We start from the raw sequence: 15,543 nt of genomic DNA, 5'->3' as shown, positions 1-15,543 counted from the left end.
GATTTTAATGATAAGAATAATAACATCTCTTGTAGCTGTACTCACCGTTGCTTCCGTTCAGGCGCAGACAACAGTGAGTGAAGCACCCAAATTGGTCATAGGCATCACTATTGACCAATTGAGAGGTGATTATTTTGAACTTTTCCAACACACTTTCAGCGAAAAAGGCTTCAAACGATTGCTTAATAACGGACTTGTTTATCAGAACATGGAATTTGATTTCCCCGAAATAAACAGTTCATCTGCTATTGCAACCATTTACACAGGAGCCAATCCATTCTACAATGGAATTTTTCTGGACAAAAAATATCTAGCCGACAAAAAACGGGAAGTATCAATCTTTGACGATGATGATTTTCTGGGAAACTATACTTCCGAAAAATTGTCACCAAAGGCTTTGAGGGTATCCACCATTACGGACGAACTGGAAGTTGCTTCCGGAAGTTCATCCAGAGTGTATGCCTTTGCTCCTAATCAGGCACAAGCTATAATTATGGCTGGCCATGCCGGAAATGCAGCATATTGGATCGAAGATTATTCGGGCAAATGGGCTACGACAACATACTACAAAGACTTTCATTGGAGTGTTGAGCAGGAAAACCGAAACGGAACATATTCAACACGTATAAGGGAATATGTTTGGAAACCTCTTAAAGCGATAAGTAGCTATAAAGCATTTCCTTACACACAAACTATTTCCGATTTTCAGCATATATTTTCGGGAGACAATTCGTATAAGGATTTAAAAACATCGCCTTATGTAAATGAAAATATATGCCAAACTGCACTTAAAGTGGTGTCGAAGGCAGAAATGGGAAAACGTTCCTATCCTGACTTTTTGGCACTAACTCTTTACGCAGGAAATTTCAGGGGTATAGAAGATAAAAATTATTCGCTCGAAATACAAGATACTTACGCCCGTTTAGACAAAGATATAGCCACACTTTTGGATGATGTGGAAAAGACTGTCGGTTTGAAGAATACGCTGATATTTGTCACATCAACAGGCTATTTTGACGCAAACGACGAATATCCTGATAAAGTGAATATGCCCGATGGTAAATTCTTCTACGATCGTTGCCAGGCATTGCTGAACATGTTTCTTATGGCCAAATACGGCCAGGAACAATGGGTAGAATATTTTTACAACAATCAGATATACCTTAACAGGAAACTAATAGAAAAAAAAGGTCTTAACCTTGAAGAAATACAAAATAAGGCTGCCGAATTTGTTATACAGTTTACCGGTGTTCAGGATGTAGCAACTTATACGCAACTGCTGACGGATAAGGCAAACTCAAATATGAGTAAGTATAAAAACTTATTCAACAAAGACTTGTCCGGCGATATATTCGTTGAAATTCAACCCGGATTTCGCATTGTGGACGATAAGGAAGTAAGCGTAGTTGAAAAACGAATCAGGGAAACAGCGGTTTCCAGTCCCGTTATTTTTTATGGCTATAACATTCAACCACAAAGAATAAAGCGCACAATAAAAGCGGAAGAAATAGCACCAAGTATATGCAGGCTTCTGCGCATACGCTCTCCAAATGCGGCCAGGGCAAAAGTGCTTCCTGAACTTTTTCAAAACTAGGACGGTTGCATTCTAAGTTAGTTATAACTTGAAAGCATAATATTATTATTGATTACTTAATTTATTATAAATAATGGCATTTAGTGACTTTTTAACCAAATTGTTTGGTAATAAATCGCAGCGGGATTTGAAAGAAATAAATCCGGTTGTAGATAAAATAAAAGCCGTATACGTTGATATCGAGAAACTATCGAACGACGAATTACGTGCTAAAACAGAAGAACTTAAACGGAAAATTCAAGAGTCGGTTGTTACAGAAAGAGCAAAAATTGCAGAACTGAAAAGCAATATCGAAAATCTTGAATTGGATCAACGTGAAGATGTTTGGGCTGAAATTGATAAACTGGAAAAGGAAATAACTGAGAAAATAGAAGTTGTTTTAGAAGAAATTTTACCGGAAGCATTTGCTATTGTAAAAGATACTGCCCGCCGTTTCACCCAGAATGAAGAAACAATTGTTACAGCAACTGACTTTGACCGTCAATTGGCAGAAAATCACGATTTTGTAGAAATTGACGGAGACAAGGCAATATACTACAACACATGGGTTGCAGGAGGTAATGAGATAACCTGGGATATGATTCATTACGATGTGCAGTTGTTTGGTGGAACAGTGCTCCATAAAGGTAAAATAGCAGAAATGGCAACGGGGGAAGGTAAAACGCTAGTGGCAACACTTCCTGTATTCCTGAATGCTTTGCCGGGCAATGGCGTGCATGTGGTTACGGTGAATGATTACCTAGCAAAACGTGACTCGGAATGGATGGGACCTTTGTATATGTTCCACGGACTGTCAGTTGACTGTATCGACAAGCATCAACCAAACTCGGAAGGACGTCGTCAGGCTTACATGGCCGACATTACATTCGGAACGAATAATGAATTTGGTTTCGACTATCTTCGTGATAATATGGCAACCAGTCCGTCAGACTTGGTTCAACGTAAACACAATTATGCGATTGTGGACGAGGTTGACTCCGTTTTGATTGACGACGCACGTACTCCGTTGATTATATCAGGACCAATTCCGAAAGGCGACATACAACTGTTTGATGAATACAGACCTCGTGTCGAGATCATCGTGAAAGCTCAGCGAGATATGTGTACGAGACTTCTTGCCGAAGCAAAACAAAAAATGGCTTCCGACGACAAGAAAGTTCAGGAAGAAGGTGCTTTGCTATTGTATCGTTCGTTTAAAGGTTTGCCTAAAAATAAACCACTTATCAAGTTCTTAAGTGAACAAGGCGTAAAAGCAACCATGTTGAAAACGGAAGAATTTTACATGGCCGAACAAAACCGTAACATGCACATTGTTACGGATGAGTTGTACTTTGTGATTGATGAGAAAAACAATAGTATAGAACTTACAGATAAAGGTATCGACTTACTTACAGGTAACACTGACGATCCTCAGTTCTTTGTACTTCCCGATATTGCAGCACAATTGTCGGAGTTGGAAAATTCTACTTCATCTGACAGTGAAAAAGCAGAGAAAAAAGATGAATTGCTACAAAACTATTCCATCAAGTCGGAACGTGTACACACTGTTAATCAGCTATTGAAAGCATATACATTGTTCGAAAAAGACGATCAGTATGTTGTTATGGACAACAAAGTGATGATTGTGGACGAACAGACCGGTCGCATTATGGATGGTCGTCGCTATTCAGACGGTCTTCATCAAGCTATTGAAGCTAAAGAACGCGTGAAGGTAGAAGCTGCTACTCAGACATTTGCAACAATCACGCTTCAAAACTATTTCCGTATGTACAACAAGCTTGCGGGTATGACCGGTACGGCGGAAACAGAAGCAGGCGAGTTTTGGAATATTTATAAACTAGATGTTGTGGTTATCCCAACAAACAGGCCGATTGCTCGTAACGATATGAACGACCGCATATACAAGACCAAACGTGAAAAATATATTGCTGTTATTGAAGAAATAGAAAGACTGGTAGAGGCTGGTCGCCCTGTGCTTGTGGGTACTACTTCCGTAGAAATATCGGAACTTTTGGCTAGGATGCTTACGATGCGTAAGATAAAGCATAGTGTTTTGAATGCAAAACTTCACCAGAAAGAGGCTGAAATTGTTGCTACCGCCGGACATGCAGGAACTGTGACAATTGCCACCAATATGGCAGGTCGTGGTACTGACATTAAACTTACTCCGGAGGTTAAAGCTGCGGGAGGTTTGGCAATCATCGGTACGGAACGCCATGAATCTCGTCGTGTAGACCGCCAGTTGCGCGGACGTGCCGGTCGTCAGGGAGATCCGGGTTCTTCCGTATTCTATATCTCTTTGGAAGACAATCTTATGCGTCTATTTGCATCGGAACGTATTTCCGGATGGATGGACAAAATGGGCTTCAAAGAAGGTGAAATGCTTGAACACAACATGTTGAGCAAATCGGTTGAACGTGCCCAAAAGAAAGTTGAAGAAAACAACTTCGGAATCCGTAAACGCCTTTTGGAATATGATGATGTGATGAACTCGCAACGTGAAGTTATCTACAAGCGTCGTCGTCATGCCCTGATCGGAGAACGTATCGGTCTGGATATCATGAATATGCTGTATGATACCACTCAGGCTATTGTAGAGCAATACGTTGATGTGTTTGACTATGAAGGATTAAAAATAGAATTGCTTAGGGTGATGGCTGTTGAAGCTCCGTTTGATGAAGCGATGTTCAAATCAGAAAAACCTATCAAACTGATAGACATGGTGTTTGAAAGCACTCTGATAAGCTTCAAGGCTAAAATGGATCGTTTGGCAGAAATAGCTAACCCTGTAATTAAGCAAGTGTATGAGGAGCAAGGAGATAAATTTGAAAATATTCTAATTCCAATCTCTGACGGAAAACGAATCTACAATATTTCTTGTAATCTGAAAGAAGCATACGAAACAGGATCGAAAGGTATTGTGAAATCTTTTGAGAAAGCGATTCTTTTGCTGACTATTGATGAACAATGGAAAGAGCATCTGCGAGAAATGGACGATCTGCGCCAATCGGTTCAGAATGCAAGTTATGAGCAAAAAGATCCGCTCCTGATCTATAAACTTGAATCGTTCAACTTGTTCAAGACAATGGTAGATACGATGAACAAAAAGGCTGTATCTATCCTAATGAGAGGTCAGATCCCTGTGAGAGAACCGGAGCAATTGCAAGAGGCAAAGCAGGAAGAAAAAACTGATTACAGCAAATATAAAACTCAGAAAGATTCTGCCGACGAAGCATCTTCGCCCGATCAACCAAGACAACAGGAGAAACCGAAACCAATTCCTGTAAGAGTTGAAAAGAAACTAGGCCGTAACGATCCTTGTTTCTGCGGAAGTGGTAAAAAATACAAAAATTGCCACGGAAAAGACGAATAATAATCTTTTCCGAACCGATATCTAAAAAACCTGTAATGTGGCTTCATTACAGGTTTTTTTGTTCCATATAAAAGACAATATTTGTATGAATCTATTTTCACATTTGATACTTATTTTGTATATTTACACGTTTTTTCTACTAATAGAAAAAGAAATACTTTTTGTTAAATTTATCTTGAAAAATAATGAGTGATCAAGAGGATAGAATTATTCGGATAAACATTGAGGATGAAATGAAATCAGCCTACATTGATTATTCGATGTCGGTGATTGTTTCACGCGCTTTGCCAGACGTTAGGGATGGTTTCAAACCAGTACACCGTCGCATTTTGTTTGGTATGAGCGAGTTAGGTAACACATCAAACAAACCACACAAAAAATCGGCCAGAATAGTGGGGGAAGTACTGGGTAAGTATCACCCGCATGGCGACTCATCTGTATATTTTGCCATGGTGCGTATGGCTCAGGAATGGAGTATGCGCTACCTGCTTGTTGACGGACAAGGAAATATGGGTAGTGTAGACGGCGACAGTCCGGCGGCTATGCGTTATACAGAAGCAAGATTGAGCCGTTTGGCAGAAGAAATGCTTCGTGATATTGACAAAGATACGGTTGATTTCCAGTTCAATTTTGACGATACACTGAAAGAACCGACAGTTCTACCTACCAGAATCCCTAATTTGTTAATCAATGGAGCATCGGGTATTGCAGTAGGTATGGCTACCAATATGCCTCCTCACAATATGACAGAAGTAATTAACGGTACAATAGCATATATTGATAACCCGGACATTACTACTGACGAATTGCTGCATTATGTGAAAGCACCCGATTTTCCGGGAGGTGGATTCATCTACGGATATCAAGGAGTAAAAGATGCTTTTGAAACGGGTAGGGGACGTGTTATGATGCGTGGCCGTGCCGAAATAGAAATGGACGGTAACCACGAAAAAATTATCGTTTCCGAAATTCCATATCTGGTAAATAAAGCAGAACTCATAAAAAATATTGCTGACCTTGTTGTTGATAAAAGACTTGAAGGCATCAGTAATGTCAATGACGAATCCGACCGTCAAGGGATGCGCATTGTTATTGATGTGAAACGTGATGCAAACGCAAACGTTGTCCTCAATAAACTTTACAAGATGACAGCCCTTCAAAGTTCGTTCAGTGTAAACAACATTGCTTTGGTTAAAGGAAGACCAAGAATGTTGAATCTGAGAGACATGATATCTTTCTTTGTTGAACATCGTCATGATGTTGTTATCAGAAGGACAAAATATGAACTACAAAAGGCAGAAGAAAGAGCGCATATACTTGAAGGTCTTATAATTGCGTCTGACAATATTGACGAAGTTATAGCCATCATCAGAAGCTCTCAATCTCCACAAGAAGCCATAGATCGGTTGATGGAGAAATTCAGCCTTTCGGAAATACAATCAAGGGCAATAGTTGAAATGCGCCTAAGACAATTGACTGGTCTTGAGCAAGATAAACTACGTGCCGAATTTGATGAAATTCAAAAACTTATCGCATATTTAAATGAAATTTTGTCGAACGATGAACTTTGTAAAAAAGTTATTAAAGACGAGCTGATTGAAGTACGTGATAAATACGGAGACGAACGCCGTACCGAGATAGTTTATTCGGATGTGGAAATGAATCCGGAAGATTTCTATGCTGATGACGAGATGATTATCACCATTTCGCACATGGGATATATCAAACGTACGCCTTTAAGCGAGTTCCGTGCGCAAAACAGAGGTGGAGTAGGGGCTAAAGGTTCGGAAACACGGGATGAAGATTTCGTAGAACACATCTATCCTGCTTCTATGCACAATTATATGCTGCTGTTCACACAAAAAGGAAAATGTTTCTGGTTGCGGGTTTTTGATATTCCCGAAGGAACAAAGAATTCGAAAGGAAGAGCGGTTCAAAATCTGTTGAATATTGATGCAGATGATAAAATCACAGCATTTATCAAGGTTAAAGGTTTGAATGATAGCGAATTTGTAAAAAATAATTATCTTGTATTCTGTACCAAGCAAGGAGTTATCAAAAAGACAAGTTTAGAAGCTTATTCTCGTCCTCGCCAAAACGGTGTTAATGCTATCACAATCCGTGAAGATGATAGAGTTATCGAAGTATTGATGACCAACGGAGATTGCGAAATATTGATGGCAAACCGTAATGGTCGTGCAATCCGTTTCCACGAAAGTAATGTTCGTGAAATGGGACGTACAGCCACAGGTGTGCGTGGTATGAGAATTGATGAAGACGGATCCGACGAAGTTATCGGTATGATAGCAATGTCGAAGGAACATCCGGAAGAAACGATCATGGTAGTTTCCGAATTTGGATACGGAAAGCGCACATTGCTAAATGACGAAGACGGCGAACCAGTCTACCGTATTACAAGTCGTGGCGGTAAAGGTGTTAAGACAATGAATATCACTGACAAAACAGGTAAACTTGTCTCTATAAATAGTGTTACTGATGATGACGATTTGATGATCATCAACAAATCCGGTATCGCTATCAGAATGCATCTGGCTGATCTACGTGTAATGGGTAGAGCTACTCAAGGAGTTAAGTTAATCAATCTTGGTAAGAAAAATGACCAAATTGCATCTATATGTAAAGTAATGTCTGAAAAAGAAGAAGACATAGAAACTAATGATGAAATAGAAAACAATAACAACGATAATACTTAATAAAGTAACCTTTAAATAATAAGAAATTGAGATGAAAAGATTAATGATTTCAGCAACATTATGTATGCTTGTAGGTTGTGCTTTTGCTCAGAAAGATGTGGTGAAAAAAGCCAAGAGCGCGATGAACTCAAAAGAATATTCCGAAGCAAGAACTATAATTAAACCTGCATTAGAGAATCCAGAGACAGCAAATCTTCCCGACACTTGGAAATTGGCTGGTGATATCGAATATGATCAATTCAATAATGAAGTTGAAGTTGAAATGACAAGTTTGGTAACCAAAAAGACTGTTGATGAAAAGAAAATGTATTCAGGACTTTTAGCTTCTTATGCGCCATATATTAAGGCGGACGAATTAGCTGAACAACCGGACGAAAAAGGTAAGATAAAAAATAAAGTAAGAAAAGATATAGCAGCTAAATTGAAATTTGCGTATCCATACTTTAGAAATGGTGGTATAATAAATCTAAACAACAAAGAATCGAAAACTGCTGCCGACTTTTTCGAAATTTATTGGAATATTCCAAGTCTTGAAATGTTCAACAATAAGAGTGATAAGGAATTTTTTGCAAAACAAGACACGGCTATTCAAGAAGTTAAATATTATGCGGCAATATCAGCTATTAACGCAAAAGAAACAGATCGTGCGTTGGCTATGCTTAAACGTATAACAGAAGAGCCATTCATCGAAAACAATGTATATGAATTGAGGGAAGTATATGAGTTGATTGCTGATGAATACAAGAAAAATAATGATTCCATAGCATTTACTCAGGCATTGCAGGACGGAGCAAAAAAATTTCCTAAGAGTACTTATTTTATACCAAACTTGATAAATGAGTATATTAAGGCAAATAGATTAGATGATGCTTTATTGTACCTTGACGAAGCTATAAAAAATGATCCGGCCAACACTTGTGACTTTGAAAGTGTAAAAGCTTCGATTTATGCAACTAGACAAGATTATGAAAAAGCAACAGAATATTATACTGCAGCAATAACAGCAGATAGTAAATGTGAAAGAGCATTAGAAGGCTTGGCTCGTAACTATATGCTTCAAGCTCAAAACTTAAAATCAGAAGCTCTGCAAACAAACAGAAGAACTCAAACTGAGTTGGATGCTAAAGCAGATGATTTGTATAAGAAATCAATACCTTTATTGGAATCACTAAGAACTCTATTAAACAATAGAAATGCTTCTGTTGATGAAAAGAAACAAGTATTGGTTCTTTTGAGGAATGCATATTATAATCTTAATATGCCTGAATATGATGTTATTTCGACAGAATTAGAAGGCCTCAGCGGTGGAGCTGAATAAGAAGAGCATATTAATAATAAAAAATAAGGAGATAAATATTTTATCTCCTTATTTTTTATATACATACAAAAGAATAAACGTTAATTTCTTTTTTGTTATATAATTACCGATATCTTTTAACTATGTTTAATTGCAAAATCTCATATTATCAGCAAGTTACATAGAAAACAGCGAATCAAATATGTTAAAATATTTTCAACAACATATTAAAACGCTGTTTTTCAACATTCTATCTAAATTTAACACCCTTATATAGCGGTGAATTTTAAGGCTGTAAAAGTCATAAGACTTTCATAATTCACTATTTTATCAAAAAAAGCACCTATCTCATATGAATTGCCAAAAATATGATCAGTTTCCTCAACAGAAGAATAGAGAATAGAAACAACATTATCACCTAAATATCCATATAAATCTACTATATCAGATAAACGAATATTTTGCGTAAAATTAATAATAAAATAGACCTGTTTTTTTTCGGATAACGAATGCGTCCCCAAAAAAGAAACCTGAACAAACTCAACATGCACATTATTGCATTGAAGTATACGCCTAGCCTCTTCTTTTAAGAGGTCTAAACCTTTTTCAGTAACACTTAATATACTCATAATTTTAACTTTTCTTTAATTTGACAATTAGTTTTTTGTAAGCCCTTTCGATAGGGCGGGAGATTAAACGAGACACAACAACTAAAAAAAGCATAGTTAAAAAATCAACTATATTGTTAATTAATTGTATCTTCGCAATCTCAGTGAAAATTTCAATAGTACAGAACGCACTTAAGATATTTATTAAATAATTTGACATACAATGAGCAAAGAAACAATAAAACACATTTTATTCTGGGTTGGATTAATAGCCATAAATATAGGCTTTACACTCCTAGCAGATGGTAAACAAAACACAGATACTTTACTAGGCATAATAATAATAATAAATATGACTACCATAAGTTTCTATTTAGGCTATATTATTGCTAAATACAAGTACAGAAAAATTTAAACATCTATACCCGCAGCAGTAAATAACGCCATCCATTTGTTATGGTCGTTACCTGATAATTCCGCTTTTATCCAACCTTTTAAACTTAAAGGGTTGGACGGAATCCAAGACCAAGCAGGAGAACCGAAAGAAGCATAAGCCTTTACGCCAAAAGAGTTATAAACTTTACGCACATCTCCTATATTTCCACAAATAGTATTATATACTTTCATAACTTCATCAACATCCGTTCCCATATCTGCCATAGCAGCAAATAAAGAATCTGCCAAAGCCCTAGCCCTTGAATCGCTTAAAGTTGCACCTAGTGTACTGTATTCATGTTTCACAGTAGTTTCACCATTACCACGAACCCAACGCCACAAGAGTAACGCCCCAAAACCTAAAGCGATCTGTTTCCAATATTTTTGTATAAAAATTAATATTGCTTGCATATTTTTAATTTGATAATAAGGAGAGGCCTACACCTCTCCTTTGTTGATAACCTAGAATAAACTGTATTTGTTAATAACCGCTTTGACCTCCGAAACCGTAACCATACCGTTTTGACCTTGCTCCATTTCTGACATAGCAGAAACCAATTTAGAGAAAGTATCAGCATCATATCTCACAGTCATTGACGGACTTAACTTCATTTTTCCACAAACAAACTCAACATACTTACCTGTTAGATTTTCGGTAGGAGGCGCCCATCGACCTATTATAGCCGATATAGTGGTTAAACCATATTTATTATAATAAGTCTGCAAGTTCTTTACACCCGCACGTATACCGTATTCCAGAGTTTTAAATGTCTCGAAAGAATCACCCACTTGTGAAACCTTACCTAACCAATCATTTGCAGCAGAATAACGGATATTTAAAGGATTATTGCGCTTACTCTTACTCGGAGTAATAGATACAACCCGAGGTACACCCGTCGGGGTTTCTACTACAATATTTGTCGCTTTACTTTTCTTTGAAAATAGTAGAAGCGCAGCAGCAGCACCACCAATAATTAGATATTTCTTTGTATCATCTTTCATAGCCTTTTACCGTTATATGATGAATTATACAATAATTGATTTCGATTTGTTCCGACTCTCTTTGTCGACACATGGACGAAACTAGGATATAATATCAATTGATCGTAAGGCAAACCCATTTTAACGACTAGGTTTGCTATATCATAAGATGACATTCCCGTGATTTTTATATCTGACGCCTCACCTTTCATGTGTTGACTAGAAGCAGCACCGCCAACCGCTTTATTTAGTTCTGAACTTCGGTATCCAGATGAAATATAAACAGGTTTATTTACCTTACCTCTTAGAGGTTGCAATACTTTTGAAACAAGATTGCGAATAGACTCTAATACAATGGGGTCGGTAACTCTGTTTTCTATTTTTTTGCTTGCAGCAATAGCAGAGTATTCGAACTCCGACAATTTAAAATTGCTACTAACTTGAGTATTCGAAGTTTGCATAACTATTTTTTTTTGATGAAAAGAAAATAAGCAGCAACCGCAGCACCGATTATTAATATATTGTCCTTAATCAACGTAATAATTTTGTCCATAATAATATTTTTAAATAAATTGTTAAACATTTGATTTTCTTTTTTTAAGGTGATAACCTAACTACAATCTTTTAAGACCATATTTGTTTCCAAGTATTTGTTAACTGGTTAAACCAAGCCTTTGTTACGGCAGCCTCAGACTTTACTGTATCAACAGCTATACCCGCAGCAGTTTCCAACGCTTTTTGTTTCAATTTATCTTCGTCTGATTTGATTTTTATACCCAACAAGAACGCAGCCAGAATACACAGAATCACCCATAAAACACCGTTATTTTTACTTTTCCGAGCCATTGTTGTTATCTCCTTTCAACTCGTTTTGGAACGTCTCAAAACCTTTTAAAAACGCTTGTACAACTTTTAGCGTATCTCCGATTTTATCGACAAATTCCATGATTTTAGGAATTAATTCTATCTTTTTCATACCAAATTATTTTAACGTATTGTCATTCTATAACCACCTTTACCGAAGTAACCGCCCCGACCCCTATTAGTCGCAACCATACCCAAATCCTTGATGTACAATCTTTTTTCTCCTAGATCATACATGCCCGATGCTTTTACAATCTGCCCTGTAGCACGATACGTAACAGTTACAAATAAATTAATCCATGTTTTACCGCGCTTACTCTCAACCTCTTTTGAATTTTTGTATTCAAATGCACCGAAAACCACCAAACCCCGTTTACGGCTATAATTCCACCCCGTAACATAGTGTCTATTATCTTTATCTTTACCAAACTTTGCACCAGAGTGTTTTTTGAATGCCTGATTTACAAATTGACGCCCACCATTATATCCCGTCTGCATATATGATTGCCCCCTTACAGACTGAGCGGGAACCATCACCATATTATTATAATCTCTTTTTGCCATAATATTTTAATTTTTAATTGTTATTACCAACGACGGCGACGACCGCCTTTGCCTTTTAATACTAAGAACAATGCGACAGCTCCACCCGCAACAAGCAGAATATTCGACTTTACCCACTGTATTATTTTTGTTGTAGTCGGAATATCGGTTAATGCCTTACTATCATCCACTTTTGCGTCTGGAGCAGCAGCAACAGCAGCTTTTGTCATTTGTTGTGTAGCAACTTGCAGCGTAGCAGAATCAATATTTGGATTGTTTTGCAAAATCGTATTTTCGATCTTATCAACTTTAACAACTCCCTGATCTTGAACAGCCTCTATAATTGCTTCTTGTTTAGTAGGAGAGAGAACCTCACCCACAACAGAGGCAGCACCAGCAACCGCAGTACCGATACCCGGTATCATAGCAGCAACAGGAGCAGCAGTTTTCAATACCTTACCTGTGACCTTTGTCACTGTTTTTGCTGCTTTGCCTAGAGCATTACCAACTTTTTTAAAAAAACTCATAATCTTTTGATTTTTAAATTAATAAATTAGACAGCAGGAGCAACCGTAACAGACGGAACAGTGTCGATCATCAAGAATGTCAATGTTTTTAACCCGTCATCTCTACGAACATCGAATGTCTTGAAATCACCAACCGACATAACACCCCATTTTGAGTAACCGAAGAAGATAGGTAGAGTCGCAACCTCACCGCCAGCACCATCACCACCGACACCAGCAGTACAGAAATTATCACCATCCAACTCAACAGAAACTAAGTCATTACGCCCGTCTTCGTCAATAATCAATTCTTCACGACGGTAAACAGGAGAGGAAGCACCATTTAACGGATATAACTGTATCTCTTTGATCTCATCGATCGGATATACAAGAACCTCATTTTCACCAACAGAGAATGTTTTTTCAATCTCACCAGAAGACAAATAGAATTTCTTGTAAGTACGTACGAACGGGTTAATGATATGCGATTCAAAGCCCCAGATTTCGTAAGTTACATCTGGATTCAAATTTCTCAAATCAATGTCGATGTATTTGTCATTTGATAGATCGACAGCCGAAATAGTTGTTTCGTCCATTTGTTGACCAATGATAACAGTAGACAGCGAATAGGCTTGTAAATACCCTGCACCACTACGACCAGATTGTCTTTGAAAACCCTCATATTTTGAAGCAATTTCCGATAGAATAGATAAACTCATTTCAGGAACAATTTCACGACTAGACCCCTGTGCGCCATCTACAAGACGAATACGTATATCTGGATCACTATGATTTACCGTCTGTTTAGACTTATCATAAATCATTTTAATAAAAACCTTTGAGATAGGTTTAAAACACTTCACATTCTCAATTGAAGTAACACCCGTAATTGATGTAATTTTCATAAATAAAAAAAATTAGTGATTAATAAAATTGTTATCGAGACAAAAGTATTAACCACCAATTTGACGTGTGAGCCGTTTTGCGCTCTTTTGGACTTATTTGCGCCTTTTTGGGCAAATTTGGACTTTTATGTAAAAATTTTAACATAACATACAGATCAAATAATCTATATCATAATTTTCATACGCAGCAACATCCAATAACCTGACATGATGTATGTTAAGTGCGTTTTGTAACTCTCTTTTACGTTTAATTGCAGTATTCTTGCTACAATTAAATATAATCTGTAAATCTTTCAAGGATAACCTAGTTAACGCATTCATAAACTTTGTATTTTATAGTAATAATTCTCTGGGGTTAATTGCATTACAAACGCTCTGGTTTGCCGATCATAAACATTTATCGCAGTCCATTGATAACCGTTTCGGGGTAGCCAATTGTATAAAGACTTGAAATCTTTTGTCTGCATTTTATACTTTAATGGTCTGTGATTCAAACAGAATACAATTGAAGTGTATTTTTTTTGCCGTTTTGCCATAATCTAATTAAGTGATATACAATCAAATTTGAGTGGTGAATGATGCATTTTATAGATTTGCTCATTCCAATAGTCACGAAACCAATACCATTCGTCAGGAGGACTGAAATATTTACCATTGTCTTGTTTTTGTTGGAAATATTCAACAGTCGCCCATTCACCATCAACAACAAATGTCTTTATATGATTGATAGTCTTCAATATATATTGAAATTCGGGGTCGTCCATATTCTTGAACGTCTCAGCCGTAAATAACTCTGAAATGTCATGCGAACACCGCCAACAAGATCGATAAAAAACTGATTCATTTTTTGATACATATTTTGTGAGGTAGGAGTTAAGAGCCTTTTTATTATTGTTTACATGCCTTATATCCACACCGTTATACTTATTCACATCAAACTCTTTTGTAAGAGATTTTTCGCCTTTTTTATTGATATACTCTAAGCCTCCGAGTTTCAACCCTTGCTTCTTTATCTGTGTCTCAATTGCCTTTGCAAAATACCAATTAACACGCCTTACATTGACCCAACTATTTGTTAGCATGTGGAAGTGTAAAGTACCGTTCTTTTGACGCTCACAAACCCACAGATAAGAGCGAAAACCCGCTTTTTCTCTCAGCCTAGTAAGCACAGTATTGAACACTTTAAAACACAAATCATCTGGAAATCCATAGGGGAATGATATCGAATAAAATGCAAGAAACTTTCTTGATTGGCGAAGCCCGAAAAAAGCAGAACATTTTTCACGAACTAGCTTTTTGTTTAACCTGATCTCTGGACTACGTTCCTTCCTTTCCTTATACACCTTGTTTGAAATGCTAATGATAGCACTTCGAGGGGTTTGATTAGCTATTTGCGATGAATAGGAAACCTCTTTTGTATCTTCATCTGAACGATTCAATTCATAGCGCAATTTCGCTTCGTTGAATATTGACTCTATATGTAAATCCACAGGTCTGTTACTTTCATACTCTGGGTAATCGGAATCGTCAAAACCTTTTTCGCATCCTTCAGTTTCATCATATTTAGGAATCACAGGCGTTAATTTTGGCTCTTTGACTTCGACACAACTTAGAAAATCATTGAACTGATAACGGGATGAACCTAGTAACTTATTGTGACGCTTTTTAGTGTAAACGATATTATTCTCCTTTAAGATAATTCCCATGTTTTTAATTAATTAGA

General features: G+C 37.1%; 14 protein-coding genes. 4 read left to right on the top strand and 10 right to left on the bottom strand.

Annotated features, from left to right (window positions below):
* Positions 1–7 precede the first annotated feature (7 nt).
* The 4 genes from D0T56_RS05295 to D0T56_RS05280 all read left to right on the top strand — a co-directional run bounded on the left by D0T56_RS05295 (position 8) and on the right by D0T56_RS05280 (position 8,999).
* Positions 8–1,594, top strand: coding sequence for an alkaline phosphatase family protein (locus tag D0T56_RS05295; RefSeq protein WP_163319096.1), 1,587 nt, complete (start codon positions 8–10; stop codon positions 1,592–1,594).
* Between the two features lie 73 nt (positions 1,595–1,667).
* Positions 1,668–4,967, top strand: coding sequence for a preprotein translocase subunit SecA (secA, locus tag D0T56_RS05290; RefSeq protein ID WP_163319095.1), 3,300 nt, complete (start codon positions 1,668–1,670; stop codon positions 4,965–4,967).
* Positions 4,968–5,152: 185 nt separating this feature from the next.
* Complete coding sequence (gyrA, locus tag D0T56_RS05285; protein ID WP_163319094.1) at positions 5,153–7,681, top strand: DNA gyrase subunit A; 2,529 nt, start codon at positions 5,153–5,155, stop codon at positions 7,679–7,681.
* Positions 7,682–7,802: 121 nt separating this feature from the next.
* Positions 7,803–8,999, top strand: a complete 1,197-nt coding sequence (locus tag D0T56_RS05280) for a lipopolysaccharide assembly protein LapB (RefSeq protein WP_163319093.1) — start codon at positions 7,803–7,805, stop codon at positions 8,997–8,999.
* Positions 9,000–9,247: 248 nt separating this feature from the next.
* Here D0T56_RS05280 and D0T56_RS05275 read toward each other — a convergent pair whose 3' ends face one another.
* The 10 genes from D0T56_RS05275 to D0T56_RS05230 all read right to left on the bottom strand — a co-directional run bounded on the left by D0T56_RS05275 (position 9,248) and on the right by D0T56_RS05230 (position 15,526).
* Complete coding sequence (locus tag D0T56_RS05275; RefSeq protein WP_163319092.1) at positions 9,248–9,607, bottom strand: hypothetical protein; 360 nt, start codon at positions 9,605–9,607, stop codon at positions 9,248–9,250.
* Positions 9,608–9,997: 390 nt separating this feature from the next.
* On the bottom strand, positions 9,998–10,432 hold the full coding sequence (locus tag D0T56_RS05270) for a hypothetical protein (protein WP_163319091.1): 435 nt from the start codon (positions 10,430–10,432) through the stop codon (positions 9,998–10,000).
* 51 nt (positions 10,433–10,483) lie between these two features.
* Complete coding sequence (locus tag D0T56_RS05265) at positions 10,484–11,023, bottom strand: hypothetical protein (RefSeq protein ID WP_163319090.1); 540 nt, start codon at positions 11,021–11,023, stop codon at positions 10,484–10,486.
* Positions 11,020–11,463 (bottom strand): D-Ala-D-Ala carboxypeptidase family metallohydrolase, encoded by a 444-nt coding sequence (locus D0T56_RS05260; protein ID WP_163319089.1) that lies wholly within the window; start codon positions 11,461–11,463, stop codon positions 11,020–11,022. Before D0T56_RS05260 ends, D0T56_RS05265 begins: the two co-directional genes overlap by 4 nt.
* A 163-nt stretch (positions 11,464–11,626) precedes the next feature.
* Positions 11,627–11,848 (bottom strand): hypothetical protein, encoded by a 222-nt coding sequence (locus tag D0T56_RS05255; protein WP_163319088.1) that lies wholly within the window; start codon positions 11,846–11,848, stop codon positions 11,627–11,629.
* Entirely contained in the window at positions 11,832–11,978 is a 147-nt protein-coding gene (locus D0T56_RS05250; protein WP_163319087.1) for a hypothetical protein, read from the bottom strand. The genes D0T56_RS05255 and D0T56_RS05250 overlap by 17 nt, the downstream gene beginning before the upstream one ends.
* Before the next feature lie 11 nt (positions 11,979–11,989).
* Positions 11,990–12,430 carry a hypothetical protein gene (locus D0T56_RS05245; RefSeq protein ID WP_163319086.1) on the bottom strand — a complete coding sequence of 147 codons (441 nt, stop codon included), beginning with the start codon at positions 12,428–12,430 and terminating at the stop codon, positions 11,990–11,992.
* A 23-nt stretch (positions 12,431–12,453) separates the two neighbouring features.
* Complete coding sequence (locus D0T56_RS05240) at positions 12,454–12,936, bottom strand: hypothetical protein (protein ID WP_221412335.1); 483 nt, start codon at positions 12,934–12,936, stop codon at positions 12,454–12,456.
* Positions 12,937–12,962: 26 nt separating this feature from the next.
* The gene (locus D0T56_RS05235) at positions 12,963–13,634 is read right to left on the bottom strand and encodes a hypothetical protein (protein ID WP_163319084.1); all 672 of its coding nucleotides are present in this window, start codon (positions 13,632–13,634) and stop codon (positions 12,963–12,965) included.
* A 725-nt stretch (positions 13,635–14,359) separates the two neighbouring features.
* Entirely contained in the window at positions 14,360–15,526 is a 1,167-nt protein-coding gene (locus D0T56_RS05230) for a hypothetical protein (RefSeq protein WP_163319083.1), read from the bottom strand.
* Positions 15,527–15,543 lie beyond the last annotated feature (17 nt).

This window comes from Dysgonomonas sp. 520 (assembly GCF_010501095.1).
GTDB lineage: Bacteria > Bacteroidota > Bacteroidia > Bacteroidales > Dysgonomonadaceae > QVMP01.
The sequence above is the reverse complement of the archived record's forward strand: the minus strand, read 5'-3'. Positions and strand labels throughout refer to the sequence as shown.